Source organism: Bradyrhizobium genosp. SA-4 str. CB756 (assembly GCF_000473125.1).
GTDB classification, from domain to species: Bacteria; Pseudomonadota; Alphaproteobacteria; order Rhizobiales; family Xanthobacteraceae; genus Bradyrhizobium; species Bradyrhizobium arachidis.
This window is the reverse complement of record NZ_KI421499.1, coordinates 7,808,158-7,823,536: the sequence shown is the minus strand read 5'-3', so window position 1 is coordinate 7,823,536 and position 15,379 is coordinate 7,808,158. Positions and strand designations below refer to the sequence as shown.

Genomic DNA, 15,379 nt, shown 5'->3' with positions numbered 1-15,379 from the left:
GAATTCATGACCGCGACTGCGATCCCTTAAGGAAAAGACCATGACTGAAATTCGTGTGCCGACGCTCGGCGAATCCGTCACCGAGGCCACCATCGGCCGCTGGTTCAAGAAGGCCGGCGATCCCGTCGCCGTCGACGAGCCCTTGGTGGAGCTCGAGACCGACAAGGTCACCATCGAGGTCCCGGCGCCCTCCGCCGGCACGCTGAGCGAGATCATCGCCGCCGATGGCGCGACCGTTGCGGTCGGCGCGCTGCTCGGCCAGATCACCGATGGCGCCGGCGCTGCGAAGCCCGCCGCCGCGCCTGCCAAGCCTGCTGCTGCTCCGGCGCCCGCCGCTGCTGCTCCCGCGCCTGCTCCGGCCGCGAAGGCGCCGCCGGCCGATGCGCCGCTCGCCCCGTCCGTGCGCAAGCTCTCCGCCGAGACCGGCATCGACGCTTCGACCGTTCCGGGCTCCGGCAAGGACGGCCGCGTCACCAAGGGCGACATGCTCGCTGCGATCGAGCGCGCCGCCTCCGCGCCGACCCCGGTCAACCAGCCGGCCGCCGCCGTGCAGGTCCGCGCGCCGTCGCCGGCCGATGACGCCGCCCGCGAAGAGCGCGTCAAGATGACCCGCCTGCGCCAGACCATCGCGCGCCGCCTCAAGGACGTGCAGAACACCGCGGCCATGCTCACGACCTTCAACGAGGTCGACATGACCAACGTGATGGCGCTGCGTGCCCACTACAAGGACGCGTTCGAGAAGAAGCACGGCGCCAAGCTCGGCTTCATGGGCTTCTTCACCAAGGCCGTCGTGCAGGCGCTGAAGGACATTCCGGCCGTCAACGCCGAGATCGACGGCACCGACCTGATCTACAAGAACTACTACCACATCGGCGTGGCCGTCGGCACCGACAAGGGCCTCGTCGTGCCTGTTGTCCGCGACTGCGACCACAAGTCGATCTCCGACATCGAGAAGGGCATCGCCGATTTCGGCCGCCGCGCCCGCGATGGCCAGCTCAAGATCGACGAGATGCAGGGCGGCACCTTCACCATCACCAATGGCGGCATCTACGGCTCGCTGATGTCGACCCCGATCCTGAACGCGCCGCAGTCCGGCATCCTGGGCATGCACAAGATCCAGGATCGCCCGATGGTCGTCGGAGGCAAGATCGAGGTCCGCCCGATGATGTATCTGGCGCTGTCCTACGATCACCGCGTCATCGACGGCAAGGAAGCCGTCACCTTCCTGGTGCGCGTCAAGGAGAGCCTGGAAGATCCGGCGCGCCTGGTGCTCGATCTCTGATCCCTGATGCTTTGCGAGCGCCGTCGCCATTCGCGACGGCGCGTGTCGAACCATGGAGGCGCGCGTGACGGATAAAGTCGTTGTCATCACCGGCGGCAGCCGCGGCATCGGGCGGGCGACCGCGCTTGCGGCGGCCGCGCGCGGCTTCCGCGTCGTGGTCGGCTATGCCAGCAACAAGCAGGCCGCCGACGAGGTCGTAGCTACGATCGAGGCCAGCAACGGCAAGGCCATCGCGGTGAAATGCGATGTCGCCGAGGAAAACGACATCCTCAATTTGTTCAAGGAGGCCGACAAGTTCGGCACGCTGGGCGCGCTCGTCAACAATGGCGGAATCGTCGGCAAGAGCGGCGTGCGCGTCGACGAGATGTCGGCCGAGCGCATCCAGCGCGTCATGGCCGTCAACGTCACCGGCTCCATCCTCTGCGCGCGCGAGGCGGTGAAGCGGATGTCGACCAAGCACGGCGGCAAGGGCGGCGTCATCGTCAATCTGTCGTCGGTCGCCGCCAAGCTCGGCTCGCCCAACACTTACGTCGACTATGCGGCGTCGAAGGGCGCGATCGATTCCTTCACCATCGGCCTCGGCTATGAGGTCGCGAGCGAAGGCATCCGCGTCGCCGGCATTCGCCCCGGCCTGATCGACACCGAGATCCACGCCGCCGGCGGCGAGCCCGACCGCGCCCATCGTCTGGCCCATCTGGTGCCGATGAAGCGCGTCGGCACATCTGACGAAATCGCCAATGCCATCGTCTGGCTGCTGTCGGACGAGGCCTCTTACGTCACCGCAGCCACTCTCGATGTGTCCGGCGGACGCTGACGCGCCGCGCGGACGCTGACACATCCTCATCACGCTAAAACCTTACGGGACTATCTCTCATGGCTACCTACGATCTCGTCGTCATCGGCACCGGACCGGGCGGTTATGTCTGCGCGGTGCGCGCCAGCCAGCTCGGCATGAAAGTCGCCGTGGTCGAAAAGAACGCCACGCTCGGCGGCACCTGCCTCAACGTCGGCTGCATGCCGTCGAAGGCGCTGCTGCACGCCTCCGAAATGTTCGAGGAAGCCGGGCATTCCTTCGCCAAGATGGGCGTTTCCGTTTCCGCGCCGAAGCTCGAATTGCCCGCCATGATGAACTTCAAGCAGCAGGGCATCGACGGCAACGTCAAGGGCGTCGAGTTCCTGATGAAGAAGAACAAGGTCGACGTGCTCAAGGGCACCGGCAAGATCCTCGGCACCGGCAAGGTCGAAGTCTCCGCCGACGGCAAGTCGCAGGTCATCGAGACCAAGAACATCGTGATCGCCACCGGCTCGGACATCGCGCGTCTCAAGGGCATCGAGATCGACGAGAAGCGCATCGTCTCCTCGACCGGCGCGCTCTCGCTCGACAAGGTCCCCGGCAAGCTCCTGATCGTCGGCGCCGGCGTCATCGGCCTCGAGCTCGGCTCGGTGTGGAAGCGGCTCGGCGCCGAAGTCGTCGTCGTCGAATTCCTGGATCGCATCCTGCCCGGCATGGACGGCGAGATCGCCAAGCAATTCCAGCGCATCCTTGAGAAGCAGGGCTTTGCATTCAAGCTGGGTTCGAAGGTCACCGGCGTCGAAGTGAACAGCAAGGCATTGCTCGCGAAAATCGAACCGGCTGCCGGTGGTGCCGCCGAGACGCTGGAAGCCGACGTCGTGCTCGTCTGCATCGGGCGCGTGCCTTACACGGATGGTCTCGGTCTGAAGGAAGCCGGCGTTGCGCTCGACAATCGCGGCCGGGTGCAGATCGATCCCCATTTCGCGACCAGCCTGAAGGGCGTCTATGCCATCGGCGACGTCGTCGCAGGCCCGATGCTCGCGCACAAGGCCGAGGACGAAGGCGTTGCGGTTGCCGAGATCATCGCCGGCCAGGCCGGCCACGTGAATTACGACGTTATCCCAGGCGTCGTGTATACCACGCCGGAAGTGTCCTCCGTCGGCAAGACCGAGGAGGAGCTGAAGCAGGCGGGTGTGGCTTATACCGTCGGGAAGTTTCCCTTTACCGCCAACGGCCGCTCCAAGGTCAACCAAACGACTGATGGCTTTGTGAAGATTCTCGCAGATGCGAAGACCGATCGCGTGCTCGGCGTGCACATTATCGGCATCGAGGCCGGCGAAATGATCCATGAAGCCTGCGTTCTCATGGAGTTCGGTGGCAGTGCGGAAGATCTCGCCCGCACCTGTCACGCGCATCCGACCCGCTCGGAGGCCGTCAAGGAAGCCGCGCTTGCAGTCGGCAAGCGGGCCATCCATATGTAAGCGACGCCCAGCTCCGAATCGGGCGGGAAACACATGCTGCGCCGCCTACTTCAACCGCTCTGGGTCCTGCTGGCGATCGTCTTCCTGATCGAAGCCTGGCTGTGGGACCATCTCGAGCCGATCGTCGCGCGGGTTGTCGCAGCCATCCCGCTCGCGCGGTTCAAGCAATGGCTGACGGAGCGCGTCGATGCGCTGTCGCCGGCCATGACGCTGATCATCTTCGTCGTGCCGATCATCCCGCTGTTTCCGCTGAAGCTGATCGGCCTGTGGCTGCTCACGCATGAATACTGGCTGAGCGGCGTCTCGACGTTCCTGTTCGCAAAGCTGCTCGGCGTCGGCGTCACCGCCTTCGTGTTCGACGTCACGCGCGACAAGCTGCTGGAGATGCACTGGTTCGAGCGGCTCTATGATCTCGTCATGAAGCTGCGCGCCAAGGCGCACCTCTTGGTCGACCCGATCAAGCGCCGCATCCGCGAGCTGATCGCCGGCAACGGCGAAGGCTGGTCGTCCCGCACGCTGCGTCTGATCCAGCGCTTCAGGAAGAGCGTGCACGAGGCGCGGTGAGCTGCTCGCTACAGACTCGCTGCCATCGCCACACACTCGCTGTCATCGCCCGGCTTGACCGGGCGATCCAGTATTCCAACAGCAGTCGTGATTGAACCGAAGGGCCGCAGCGTACTGGATGCCCCGGTCAAAGCCGGGGCATGACACTGTCTGTGTGGCGTCACGCCGCGCGCCACACGCTCCCTAATGCAAATGCATCAGGTGCGGCCACCACAGGCCGAGCGCGGTCATGATCAGGCCCGCGAGGGTCAAGATGCCGCCGACATAGGCGAGCGCGACCATGCCGGTGATGATGGTGGCCGAGGCCAGCACGATGCCGATCTGGAAGGCGGCCGATGCCAGCTCGAAATGATGATACTTCGCGGTCGCCTCGTCGCGCTCGTGCTCGGCGTGCTTGGCCTTCTCGGCGAGCTGCTCGGTGCCTTCGCCGGTCTCCGGCTCGGAGCGGTAGCGCTGCGCGGTCTTGGTCCAGTCGTCGATCTGCTTCTGCACGAGCGCCTTCTGGGCGTCGTCGGTGGTGGCGCCGAGCGTGAGCTTGCCCTGCTCGGCCGCGGTCACGACCACGGTGCGGCGGATGCTCTTGGCCTGGAAGAACGCCCAGAGATTGGCGGCCTCGACGTTCTTGCTGATCGCTTCGGTCTGCGCACCCTTGCCGAGCGTTTCCGAGATCGCCAGGAACAGCGCCAGCACGGCGATCAGGAGGGCGATCTTCTTGTTCGAGCCGGACGCGTGTTCGGCGTGCTCGGCATGCTCCATGCTCTCATGTGCGCTCATAAAAATCCCCTCCTGCTCATTTACCAACGATTGACCGAACCGTGCGGCGCGCGCAAGTGGCAAGCGGGATGGCGCATGCAATTAATGGTTTTGCCGTCTGGCTGTTCTAGTCCTGTCACATGACCACAGCGGATTTCATCGCAGCCTGCTTCTGGCCGTCCGCCGTCATCGCTGCGTTTGCGTTGCTGAAGGCCCGCAACAGCGCGGTCTTTCCGATCATCCTCAAGATCGTGATCTGGTTCGGCCTGGCCTACTTCCTGCTGGTGGTGCTCTGGGTCAACAGCTCGATCATCGCGATCAACGACATGAATGCCCTTCTCGTTCTCTTCGGCCTGGTGGTCGTCGGCTCCCAGCTGCGAGCCCCTGCGCCTCAAGGCTCATGGCGCGACAAGGCGAAAGGGTATGGCGGGATGATCGCGATCGTGCTGTTCGGCAGCATCATCGCATGGTTCTTCGGACGGATGCTCGTTCTCGACCTCTTCACGTCCCGCCTCGTGATCGAGGGCCGTGTTCAATACGCCAGCAGAACAAGTGGGCGCAGGGCCGATTATATCGTGATCATCGCGGGTCAAACCGTGAAGGTGACGGCGCCGCTTTACGAGCGGCTGCAGCAATTCAGACCCAAGGTTCGCGTCGAAGTCGGGCGCGGGTCGAACTATGTCTACGAGATCGAATATCTCGCCAACTAAGCTTCAGCGCCGCGGATGCGCACTCGCATAGACTTCGAGCAGGCGCTCGGAATCGATCCCGGTATAGATTTGCGTGGTCGAGAGCGAGGAATGGCCGAGCAATTCCTGGATGGCGCGCAAATCGCCGCCGCGCGAGAGCAGATGCGTGGCGAAGGAATGGCGCAGCGCGTGCGGCGTGGCGCTGTCGGGGAGGCCAAGCGCGCCGCGCAGCCGCTCCATCGCGAGTTGGATGATGCGTGGGCTGAGGGGACCGCCGCGCGCGCCGACGAAGATCGGGCCTTCCGCCGGCAACGGATACGGGCACATCGACACGTATTCCTGCACGAGCTCCAGCACGTTCTGCAGCACCGGTACCATGCGGGTCTTGTTGCCTTTGCCGGTGACGATCAGCACGTCGCCTTCGCCGGGCCGCGGCACCTCGCGGCGCTTCAGCCCCAACGCCTCGGAGATGCGCAGGCCCGAGCCATACAAGAGCGCCATCACGGCGGCATCGCGCGTCAGGATCCAGGTCTCGCGTTCCTCGCCGGCGCGCTCGTCGGCATCGGCAAGACGCTTTGCCGACGCCATCGGCAGCGGCTTCGGCAGGCTCTTCGCCACCTTCGGCGCGCGGATGGCGGAGAGGGCGCCGACCTTGCCCTTGCCCTCGCGCTCGAGGAAGCGGCCGAACGAGCGCAGGCCCGCCAGCGCGCGCATCAATGAACGGCCGGCAATGTCGTCGGCGCGGCGCATCGCCATGAAGGCGCGGATGTCGGTGGCTTCGAGCGATGCGAATCGTTCGAGCGTCACGCGCTCGCCCCAATGGCTGCAAAGGAAATCCAGGCACTGCCGCAAGTCCCGGCCATAGGCCTCCAGCGTCTTCGGCGACAGCCGCCGCTCGGCGCCGAGATGCGCCAGCCAGCGCGTCATCTCCAGCGCGATCGTGGGATCGGCGCTGGCGAGCTCGATTGGGGGGGCGGCCGCTTTGCTCATGCGCTCTGGACGTAATGATTCCGCACAGTATATCGCATCACACCAGTTTACTGTTCGCTAAGGCCGCGCCACGGCGCTAGCCTGAAGGCCGCAAGGTTCCGATTCTCCCTCCAAAGACCGTTGATGGATCACACGTCGCGCAGCAACGCCGCCCCTACTAATGCGACCCGCATGGTCGACGTGCTGGTGCCGGTCGCGCTCGACCAGACCTATTCCTACAAGGTGCCGCGCGGCATGGAGCTGAAGGCGGGCGATCTCCTCAGTGTGCCGCTCGGCCCGCGCGAGGTGCTGGCCGTGGTCTGGGGCGAGAACGCCAACCCCGATCCGCGCCTGCACAACCGCCTCAAGGAGGTCAGCGAGAAGCTCGACATCCAGCCGCTGAAACCCGAATTGCGCGCGGTCGTCGACTGGGTCGCCAATTACACGCTGAGCCCGCGCGGCATGGTGCTGCGCATGTGCCTGCGCATGGGCGAGAATTTGGGTCCCGAGCGGGTCCGCCCCGGCGTGCGCCTGGTCGGTGATCCCCCCAGGCGCCTGACGCCGGCGCGGGCGCGCGTGATCGAGGTGCTGTCCGACCGGCTGCTGCACGGCAAGTCCGAGGCCGCCAAGGAAGCCGGCGTCTCCGCCGGCGTGATCGATGGCCTCGTCGACGAAGGCACGCTCACGGTCGAGCCGATGCCGCCGCCTCCGCCGCCGCCGGCACCCGATCCCGATTTCGGCCGGCCGGATTTCTCACCGCTGCAGCGTGCCAGCGTCGATGCGATGCGCGCCCTCGCGGCCAACGGCACCTTCCACGTCGCGCTGCTCGACGGCGTCACCGGCTCGGGCAAGACCGAGGTCTATTTCGAGGCCGTTGCGGAGACCATCCGCCGCGGAAAACAGTCACTGATCCTGATGCCGGAGATCGCGCTCACCGGCCAGTTCCTCGACCGCTTCGCGCAGCGCTTCGGGGTGCGGCCGATCGAATGGCACTCCGAGCTGACGCCGCGCACCCGCGCGCGCAACTGGGCGGCGATCTCCGAGGGATCAGCGCCCGTCGTGGTCGGCGCGCGCTCGGCGCTGTTCCTGCCTTATGCCAATCTCGGCCTCATCGTCGTCGATGAGGAGCACGACCAGGCCTACAAGCAGGACGAGGGCGTGCATTATCACGCCCGCGACATGGCGGTGGTGCGCGGGCACATCGCAAAGATCCCGGTCGTGCTGGCCTCGGCGACGCCCTCGGTCGAGTCCGAGGTCAATGCGCGCAAGAACCGCTATCAGCGCGTCGCGCTGCCGTCGCGTTTCGGCGGCCAGCACATGCCGCATATCGAGGCCATCGACCTGCGCCGCGAGCCGCCCGCGCGCGGCCGCTTCATCTCGCCGCGGCTTGCCGGCGAGATCAGGACCGCGATCGAGCGGCGTGAGCAGGCGCTCTTGTTCCTCAACCGCCGCGGCTATGCGCCGCTGACGCTGTGCCGTGCTTGCGGCCATCGCTTCGCCTGCACCATCTGCGATGCCTGGCTGGTCGATCACAGATTCCGCCAGCGCCTCGTCTGCCACCATTGCGGCTTCTCGATGCCGCGCCCGCATCTCTGCCCGAACTGCTCGGCGGAGGAATCGCTGGTCGCGGTCGGGCCCGGCGTCGAGCGTTTGCAGGAGGAGGCGGCCGCGCTGTTCCCGGACGCACGCACCATGGTGCTGTCGAGCGATCTCATCACCTCGATCGAGACGATGCGCTCGGAGCTCGCCGAGATCGCCGAGGGCCGCGTCGATATCATCATCGGCACCCAGCTCGTCGCCAAGGGCCACAATTTCCCGCGACTCAATCTCGTCGGCGTGGTCGATGCGGATCTCGGCCTTAGCAATGGCGATCCGCGCGCGGCGGAACGTACCTGGCAATTGCTTAACCAGGTGATCGGCCGCGCCGGCCGCGAGCAGGGCCGCGGCGTCGGCTATCTCCAGACCCACCAGCCCGATCATCCCGTGATGAAGGCGCTGATCGCCTGCGACCGCGAGGCCTTTTACGACAGCGAGATCGATCTGCGCGAGAGGACGCTCTATCCGCCGTTCGGCCGGCTCGCGAGCCTGATCATCTCCGCGGGCGACCGCCCGAGCGCGGACGGTTTCGGCCGCAAGCTGGTGGCGCTCGCCCCGCGCGACGAGCGCGTCGTCGTGCTGGGCCCAGCGGAAGCCCCGCTCGCCGTGATCAAGGGCCGCTACCGCTTCCGTATCCTGGTGAAGTCGGCGCGCGGCTTTGACCTCTCGGATTACTTGCGCAACTGGCTCGCGGTGTGCCCGAAGCCGACAGGCAATCTGAAGCTCGAAGTCGACGTCGATCCGCAGAGCTTTTTGTAGCGACCGTCATTCCGGGGCGCGCGCAGCGCGAGCCCGGAATCCATTTCACCGCAGACTCTGTCGCCCAATGGATTCCGGGCTCGCGACTTCGTCGCGCCCCGGAATGACAGGGAATAAAAAAGCCCGCGGTCCCCCAAGACCGCGGGCTTGTTTCATGCGCGCATCAAACTGATGAAATCTGCGCGGGCAATGTGAGGCGTCTTGAACGCCTTACGAGACGACTTCGGCGGTGACGCGGCCGACACCGGCGCCGGTGAGGCCGATGGCGCGGGCTGCGCCCGTGGAGAGGTCGAGCACGCGGCCGCGAATGAACGGGCCACGGTCATTGATGGTGACGATGACGCTCTGGCCGCCATGGGTGACGCGGAGCTTGGTGCCGAACGGCAGCGAACGGTGTGCCGCGGTCATGGCGTTCTGGTTGAAGCGCTGGCCCGAGGCGGTGCGGCTGCCGGATTCGTTGCCGTAATAGGAGGCCATGCCGGAGAAGCTGCGGCCGGTGCCCGAGGACGGGGTCATGGACGCATTGGCGTTGCGCCACTCTGCGCCGGCATTGGTGTCGGCCTGGGCGTGGTGGCGGTGATGGTGCGAGTGCCGGTGGTGATGCCGGGATTTGGCGGAAGCTTCGGTGGCAGTTCCACCGACGATGAGAGTTGCGGCAACAAAGGCAATCGCCGTGCGCGGCCGGGTCACGGTGCCCAGCGTCTTCAAAGACAGCATTTATCGGTCCCTAAGCTAGTATTGCCACATATGTGGCAAGTGGAGCCCCCATCAGTTTGTGAGCGGGACGGCGTTTCGATTCCCAATGAGGCGTGAATTGGGCAGTAAATCCATTATGTGTCGTCATGACATATCTTGTGACTGGCACCGATATTGCAGCGGATGTTCCGCAATTTTCCATTTTAATAATTCGTTAACCTTCAATTTACTTACGAATACTGTAAAGCGAAGTCGTTGTTCCCGATCTTTAGAATTCGATAAGTATTCGGAAGGGGGCGCAGGCCGGCCCGCTGTCACGCCTCTGCGATCCGTGTTCATGGCCGCTATGCGCTGGGGGCAGGAACGAAATGGCGAGATGTCGCCGTAAGGCTCGCGGCAATTCCGTGGCACGGCAGGTTGACTGGAAGGTTGCCTGAGAGCTCGTCATTCCGCGCGCGCGACTGCGACGAACTGGCGAACGAACCTCATGCCTTTAATTTGGCGTCATGTTGCACGTGCGCGCCTGCTATGTTAGCAAAGCCGCGATTTTAACGGACCCGGCACCTCCCGTGTCGGCCGAAAATCGAAGTCCCGCTTGAATTCCAAGGGCTTGGATCGCTAGGCGCCGCTTCGTGGCGACGGTTTTTCCCTTGCGAGTTTGACAGCAAAAAGAGCGCGTCTGTGGCTGCAGAAGATACGTCCGTTTCAGGTGTGTCGGGCCGTTATGCAACGGCCTTGTTTGAACTGGCCCGCGACCAGAAAGTGGTCGACGAGGTCAAGGCCGATCTCGATAAATTCGATGCCTTGCTGAACGAGAGCGCCGATCTCAAGCGCCTCGTCCGCAGCCCGGTGTTCGCGGCCGAGGCCCAGACCAAGGCGCTTGGGGCTGTGCTGGACAAGGCCGGCATCGCCGGCATCTCCGCCAATTTCCTCAAAGTGCTGACCGCCAACCGCCGCCTGTTCGCGGTGGCTGACGTCATCCGCGCCTATCGCGCCCTCGTCGCCAAGTTCAAGGGCGAGACGACGGCCGACGTGACCGTGGCGGAAGCGCTCTCTGACAAGAATCTCGACGCCCTCAAGGTTGCCCTGAAGTCGGTGACCGGCAAGGACGTCGCGCTGAACGTGAAAGTCGATCCCTCGATCATCGGTGGCCTCGTCGTCAAGCTGGGCAGCCGCATGGTCGATGGTTCGCTTCGCACCAAACTCAATTCGATCAAGCACGCGATGAAAGAGGCAGGCTGATGGACATCCGCGCCGCGGAAATTTCCGCGATCCTCAAGGACCAGATCAAGAATTTCGGCCAGGAAGCTGAAGTCTCCGAAGTCGGACAGGTGCTGTCCGTCGGCGACGGTATCGCCCGCGTCTATGGTCTGGACAACGTCCAGGCCGGTGAAATGGTCGAGTTCGAGAACGGCACCCGCGGCATGGCGCTGAACCTCGAAACCGACAACGTCGGTGTCGTTATTTTCGGTGCCGACCGCGAGATTAAGGAAGGCCAGACCGTCAAGCGCACCCGCGCCATCGTGGACGCGCCGGTCGGCAAGGGCCTGCTCGGCCGCGTCGTCGACGCGCTCGGCAATCCCATCGACGGCAAGGGTCCGATCCAGGCCGACAAGCGTATGCGCGTCGACGTCAAGGCGCCCGGCATCATTCCGCGCAAGTCGGTGAGCGAGCCGATGGCGACCGGCCTCAAGGCGATCGACGCCTTGATCCCGATCGGCCGCGGCCAGCGCGAGCTGATCATCGGCGACCGTCAGACCGGCAAGACCGCGATCGCGCTCGACACCATCCTGAACCAGAAGCCGCTCAACGCGCAGCCCGACGAGAACATCAAGCTGTATTGCGTCTACGTCGCGGTCGGCCAGAAGCGTTCGACCGTCGCCCAGTTCGTGAAGGTGCTGGAAGAGCAGGGCGCGCTCGAATACTCGATCGTCGTCGCTGCCACCGCTTCGGATCCGGCGCCGATGCAGTACATTGCTCCCTTTACTGCCTGCACCATGGGCGAATTCTTCCGCGACAACGGCATGCACGCCGTCATCATCTACGACGATCTGTCCAAGCAGGCCGTCGCTTACCGCCAGATGTCGCTGCTGCTGCGCCGTCCGCCGGGCCGCGAAGCCTATCCGGGCGACGTGTTCTATCTGCACTCCCGCCTGCTCGAGCGCGCGGCGAAGCTCAGCAAGGACCATGGTTCGGGCTCGCTGACGGCGCTGCCGGTCATCGAAACCCAGGCCAACGACGTGTCGGCCTACATCCCGACCAACGTCATCTCGATCACCGACGGCCAGATCTTCCTGGAAACCGACCTGTTCTTCCAGGGTATCCGTCCTGCGGTGAACGTCGGTCTGTCGGTGTCGCGCGTCGGCTCCTCGGCGCAGACCAAGGCCACCAAGAAGGTCGCCGGCAAGATCAAGGGCGAGCTCGCGCAGTACCGCGAAATGGCGGCGTTCGCGCAGTTCGGCTCCGACCTCGACGCCTCGACCCAGCGCCTGCTGAACCGTGGTTCGCGCCTGACCGAGCTCCTGAAGCAGCCGCAGTTCTCGCCGCTGAAGATGGAAGAGCAGGTCTGCGTGATCTGGGCCGGCACCAACGGCTATCTCGACCCGCTTCCGGTCAACAAGGTGCGCGCGTTCGAGGACGGCCTGCTGTCGCTGCTGCGCGGCAAGAATGCCGACCTCCTCAACACGATCCGCGACAGCCGTGACCTCTCGGACGACAGCGCCGCCAAGCTGAAGTCGGTGGTCGAAGGCTTCGCGAAGAGCTTCGCTTAAGAGGCCCGTCATGGCCGGGCTTGTCCCGGCCATCCACGCGTCGCCGCGTGGAGGGGAAAGACGTGGATGCCCGGGACAAGCCCGGGCATGACGAAAGGATAGGGTCGCGGTCGAGCCACAGGCTGATCGCTGGGGACGAAGAATGGCGTCACTTAAAGACATGCGCGTCCGCATCGCCTCCACCAAGGCGACGCAAAAGATCACCAAGGCCATGCAGATGGTCGCGGCCTCCAAGCTGCGTCGCGCGCAGACCGCGGCGGAAGCCGCGCGTCCCTATGCCGACAAGATGAGCGCGGTGATCTCCAACATCGCCAGCGCCGCTGCGGGTTCGCCCGGCGCGCCGACGCTGCTGGCCGGCACCGGCCGCGATCAGGTCCACCTGCTGCTGGTCTGCACCGGCGAGCGCGGCCTGTCCGGCGCCTTCAACTCCTCGATCGTGCGTCTTGCCCGCGAGCGCGCTTTGGCGCTGATCACGCAGGGCAAGGAAGTGAAATTCTTCTGCGTCGGCCGCAAGGGTTACGAGCAGCTGCGCCGTCAGTTCGACAAGCAGATCGTCGAGCATCTCGATCTGCGCAGCGTCCGCCAGCTCGGCTTCGTCAACGCCGAGGACATCGCCAAGAAGGTCCTGGCGCGCTTCGAGGCCGGCGAGTTCGACGTCTGCACGCTGTTCTATTCGCGCTTCAAGTCTGTCATCGCGCAGATCCCGACCGCCCAGCAGATCATCCCGCTGGTGGTCGAGGAGGGCGCTGCCGCCAACACGACGTCTTACGAATACGAGCCGGAAGAGGACGAGATCCTCACCCGCCTGCTGCCGCGCAACCTCGCGGTCCAGATCTTCCGCGCGCTGCTCGAGAACAACGCCTCGTTCTACGGCGCGCAGATGAGCGCGATGGACAACGCGACGCGCAACGCCGGTGAGATGATCCGCAAGCAGACGCTGGTCTACAACCGCACGCGTCAGGCGCAGATCACCAAGGAACTGATCGAAATCATCTCGGGCGCCGAAGCCGTCTAGCAAAGACGCATCGGTACCCATCAACGCAACATCCCGGTCAGCTGACCGTGGTCTAGAAGTTCGGATCGAAGGAGACATTCAATGGCAGCCCAGGTCGGTCGCGTCACCCAGGTCATCGGCGCCGTCGTCGACGTGCAGTTCGAAGGCCACCTCCCGGCCATTCTCAATTCGCTCGAGACCAAGAACGGCGGCAATCGCCTGGTGCTCGAAGTCGCTCAGCATCTCGGCGAGTCCACCGTCCGCACCATCGCGATGGACACCACCGAGGGTCTCGTCCGCGGCCAGGAAGTCACCGACACCGGCGCTCCGATCCGCGTTCCCGTCGGCGAGGGCACGCTCGGCCGCATCATCAACGTCATCGGCGAGCCGATCGACGAAGCCGGTCCGGTCAAGACGGAAGGCCTGCGCGCGATCCACCAGGAAGCGCCGACTTACACCGACCAGTCCACGGAAGCTGAAATTCTCGTCACCGGCATCAAGGTCGTCGACCTCCTCGCTCCCTACGCCAAGGGCGGCAAGATCGGCCTGTTCGGCGGCGCCGGCGTCGGCAAGACCGTGCTGATCCAGGAGCTGATCAACAACGTCGCGAAGGCGCACGGCGGTTACTCCGTGTTCGCCGGCGTCGGCGAGCGGACCCGCGAGGGCAACGACCTCTATCACGAGTTCATCGAGTCCAAGGTCAACGCGGACCCGAAGAATCCGGATCCGAGCGTGAAGTCGAAGTGCGCGCTGGTGTTCGGCCAGATGAACGAGCCGCCGGGCGCCCGCGCCCGCGTCGCGCTCACGGGTCTGACCATCGCGGAAGACTTCCGCGACCAGGGTCAGGACGTGCTGTTCTTCGTCGACAACATCTTCCGCTTCACCCAGGCCGGCTCGGAAGTGTCGGCGCTGCTCGGCCGTATTCCTTCGGCGGTGGGTTATCAGCCGACGCTCGCCACCGACATGGGCGCGCTGCAGGAGCGCATCACCACCACGCAGAAGGGCTCGATCACCTCGGTGCAGGCCATCTACGTTCCGGCCGACGACTTGACCGACCCGGCGCCCGCGACCTCGTTCGCGCACTTGGACGCGACGACCACGCTGTCGCGCTCGATCGCTGAAAAGGGCATCTATCCGGCGGTGGACCCGCTCGACTCGACCTCGCGCATGCTCTCCCCGCTGGTCGTCGGCGAGGAGCACTACGCGGTCGCCCGTCAGGTCCAGCAGGTGCTGCAGCGCTACAAGGCGCTCCAGGACATCATCGCCATTCTCGGCATGGACGAGCTCTCGGAAGAGGACAAGCTGACCGTGGCCCGCGCCCGCAAGGTCGAGCGCTTCATGTCGCAGCCGTTCCACGTCGCCGAAATCTTCACGGGCTCGCCGGGCAAGTTCGTCGACCTCGCCGACACCATCAAGGGCTTCAAGGGCCTGGTGGAAGGCAAGTACGACCACCTGCCGGAAGCTGCCTTCTACATGGTCGGCACGATCGAAGAGGCGGTCGAGAAGGGCAAGAAGCTGGCGGCCGAGGCCGCCTAAGCTGGCGAATAGCGAATAGGGAGTAGCGAATAGCTGCTCTCTCTTTTGCCACTCGCCATTCGCCACTCACCATTCGCAGGTTCTCCATGGCCACCTTCCATTTCGATCTCGTCTCGCCGGAAAGGCTCGCATTCTCTGGTGAGGTCGACCAGGTCGATGTCCCCGGCTGGGAAGGCGATTTCGGCGTGCTCGCCGGACATGCCCCCCTCGTGGCTGCTGTGCGGCCGGGTATCCTGACGATCATCACCGGCGGCCAGAAGCAGAAGGTCATCGTGACCGGTGGGCTCGCCGAAGTGTCCGAAGATCGCCTGACCGTGCTCGCCGACGTCGCAACGTCGATCGAGGAGCTGGATCGGGCGCAGTTCGCCGACAAGATCGCGGAACTGCAGGAAAAGCTGTCCGAGAAGGAAGGCTCCGAGCTGGATCTCGCGATCGCGCGGCTCGACCATTACAAGAGCATCCAGCACGAGCTCAACACCACGGCTATGCACTAAGC

Annotated in this window: 14 protein-coding genes; 11 read left to right on the top strand and 3 right to left on the bottom strand. The window is 64.8% G+C overall.

From position 1 onward, the window contains the following. Positions 1-40: 40 nt before the first annotated feature. Genes odhB through BRAGE_RS0137775 form a run of 4 tightly spaced genes read left to right on the top strand, consistent with a single transcriptional unit; the run spans position 41 to position 4,120 of the window. Entirely contained in the window at positions 41-1,282 is a 1,242-nt protein-coding gene (gene odhB / locus BRAGE_RS0137790; protein ID WP_027561868.1) for a 2-oxoglutarate dehydrogenase complex dihydrolipoyllysine-residue succinyltransferase, read from the top strand. Between the two features lie 52 nt (positions 1,283-1,334). Beyond that, entirely contained in the window at positions 1,335-2,096 is a 762-nt protein-coding gene (locus BRAGE_RS0137785) for an SDR family oxidoreductase (RefSeq protein ID WP_092217830.1), read from the top strand. Between the two features lie 59 nt (positions 2,097-2,155). After that, positions 2,156-3,556 carry a dihydrolipoyl dehydrogenase gene (lpdA, locus tag BRAGE_RS0137780; RefSeq protein WP_027561870.1) on the top strand — a complete coding sequence of 467 codons (1,401 nt, stop codon included), beginning with the start codon at positions 2,156-2,158 and terminating at the stop codon, positions 3,554-3,556. A 33-nt stretch (positions 3,557-3,589) separates the two neighbouring features. Continuing rightward, positions 3,590-4,120, top strand: coding sequence for a hypothetical protein (locus tag BRAGE_RS0137775; protein WP_027561871.1), 531 nt, complete (start codon positions 3,590-3,592; stop codon positions 4,118-4,120). A 183-nt stretch (positions 4,121-4,303) separates the two neighbouring features. Here the strand turns inward: BRAGE_RS0137775 and BRAGE_RS0137770 are convergent, their stop codons facing one another. Next, entirely contained in the window at positions 4,304-4,894 is a 591-nt protein-coding gene (locus BRAGE_RS0137770; protein WP_027561872.1) for a DUF4337 domain-containing protein, read from the bottom strand. A 119-nt stretch (positions 4,895-5,013) separates the two neighbouring features. On the opposite strand from BRAGE_RS0137770, the gene BRAGE_RS0137765 reads away from it, so the two are divergent. Next, entirely contained in the window at positions 5,014-5,583 is a 570-nt protein-coding gene (locus BRAGE_RS0137765; RefSeq protein WP_027561873.1) for a hypothetical protein, read from the top strand. Between the two features lie 3 nt (positions 5,584-5,586). Here BRAGE_RS0137765 and BRAGE_RS0137760 read toward each other — a convergent pair whose 3' ends face one another. After that, the gene (locus tag BRAGE_RS0137760; protein WP_027561874.1) at positions 5,587-6,552 is read right to left on the bottom strand and encodes a tyrosine recombinase XerC; all 966 of its coding nucleotides are present in this window, start codon (positions 6,550-6,552) and stop codon (positions 5,587-5,589) included. Positions 6,553-6,675: 123 nt separating this feature from the next. Between BRAGE_RS0137760 and BRAGE_RS0137755 the strand changes: the two genes are divergently transcribed. Continuing rightward, the gene (locus BRAGE_RS0137755) at positions 6,676-8,886 is read left to right on the top strand and encodes a primosomal protein N' (RefSeq protein ID WP_027561875.1); all 2,211 of its coding nucleotides are present in this window, start codon (positions 6,676-6,678) and stop codon (positions 8,884-8,886) included. A gap of 210 nt (positions 8,887-9,096) precedes the next feature. Here the strand turns inward: BRAGE_RS0137755 and BRAGE_RS0137750 are convergent, their stop codons facing one another. After that, entirely contained in the window at positions 9,097-9,603 is a 507-nt protein-coding gene (locus BRAGE_RS0137750) for a septal ring lytic transglycosylase RlpA family protein (RefSeq protein ID WP_027561876.1), read from the bottom strand. Between the two features lie 660 nt (positions 9,604-10,263). Between BRAGE_RS0137750 and BRAGE_RS0137745 the strand changes: the two genes are divergently transcribed. From BRAGE_RS0137745 to BRAGE_RS0137725, 5 genes are all read left to right on the top strand, one after another. Further along, positions 10,264-10,824, top strand: a complete 561-nt coding sequence (locus BRAGE_RS0137745) for a F0F1 ATP synthase subunit delta (protein WP_027561877.1) — start codon at positions 10,264-10,266, stop codon at positions 10,822-10,824. Continuing rightward, a complete protein-coding gene (gene atpA / locus BRAGE_RS0137740; RefSeq protein ID WP_027561878.1) occupies positions 10,824-12,353 on the top strand; it encodes a F0F1 ATP synthase subunit alpha in 1,530 nt (509 codons plus the stop codon). The genes BRAGE_RS0137745 and atpA overlap by 1 nt, the downstream gene beginning before the upstream one ends. Before the next feature lie 142 nt (positions 12,354-12,495). Further along, positions 12,496-13,368 (top strand): F0F1 ATP synthase subunit gamma, encoded by an 873-nt coding sequence (locus tag BRAGE_RS0137735; protein WP_027561879.1) that lies wholly within the window; start codon positions 12,496-12,498, stop codon positions 13,366-13,368. Between the two features lie 81 nt (positions 13,369-13,449). Next, positions 13,450-14,883: a F0F1 ATP synthase subunit beta gene (gene atpD / locus BRAGE_RS0137730; RefSeq protein WP_027561880.1), complete on the top strand. Its 1,434-nt coding sequence runs from the start codon at positions 13,450-13,452 to the stop codon at positions 14,881-14,883. A gap of 86 nt (positions 14,884-14,969) precedes the next feature. Further along, the gene (locus tag BRAGE_RS0137725) at positions 14,970-15,377 is read left to right on the top strand and encodes a F0F1 ATP synthase subunit epsilon (RefSeq protein WP_027561881.1); all 408 of its coding nucleotides are present in this window, start codon (positions 14,970-14,972) and stop codon (positions 15,375-15,377) included. Positions 15,378-15,379 lie beyond the last annotated feature (2 nt).

Excerpts from the sequence above, each read along its gene's own strand:
- BRAGE_RS0137785 (WP_092217830.1), top strand. The coding sequence starts at position 1,335 with ATGGAGGCGCGCGTGACGGATAAAGTCGTTGTCATCACCGGCGGCAGC.
- BRAGE_RS0137750 (WP_027561876.1), bottom strand. The coding sequence starts at position 9,603 with ATGCTGTCTTTGAAGACGCTGGGCACCGTGACCCGGCCGCGCACGGCG.
- BRAGE_RS0137725 (WP_027561881.1), top strand. The coding sequence starts at position 14,970 with ATGGCCACCTTCCATTTCGATCTCGTCTCGCCGGAAAGGCTCGCATTC.
- BRAGE_RS0137755 (WP_027561875.1), top strand. The coding sequence starts at position 6,676 with ATGGATCACACGTCGCGCAGCAACGCCGCCCCTACTAATGCGACCCGC.
- odhB (WP_027561868.1), top strand. The coding sequence starts at position 41 with ATGACTGAAATTCGTGTGCCGACGCTCGGCGAATCCGTCACCGAGGCC.
- atpA (WP_027561878.1), top strand. The coding sequence starts at position 10,824 with ATGGACATCCGCGCCGCGGAAATTTCCGCGATCCTCAAGGACCAGATC.
- BRAGE_RS0137775 (WP_027561871.1), top strand. The coding sequence starts at position 3,590 with ATGCTGCGCCGCCTACTTCAACCGCTCTGGGTCCTGCTGGCGATCGTC.
- BRAGE_RS0137770 (WP_027561872.1), bottom strand. The coding sequence starts at position 4,894 with ATGAGCGCACATGAGAGCATGGAGCATGCCGAGCACGCCGAACACGCG.
- BRAGE_RS0137760 (WP_027561874.1), bottom strand. The coding sequence starts at position 6,552 with ATGAGCAAAGCGGCCGCCCCCCCAATCGAGCTCGCCAGCGCCGATCCC.
- BRAGE_RS0137735 (WP_027561879.1), top strand. The coding sequence starts at position 12,496 with ATGGCGTCACTTAAAGACATGCGCGTCCGCATCGCCTCCACCAAGGCG.
- lpdA (WP_027561870.1), top strand. The coding sequence starts at position 2,156 with ATGGCTACCTACGATCTCGTCGTCATCGGCACCGGACCGGGCGGTTAT.
- BRAGE_RS0137765 (WP_027561873.1), top strand. The coding sequence starts at position 5,014 with ATGACCACAGCGGATTTCATCGCAGCCTGCTTCTGGCCGTCCGCCGTC.
- atpD (WP_027561880.1), top strand. The coding sequence starts at position 13,450 with ATGGCAGCCCAGGTCGGTCGCGTCACCCAGGTCATCGGCGCCGTCGTC.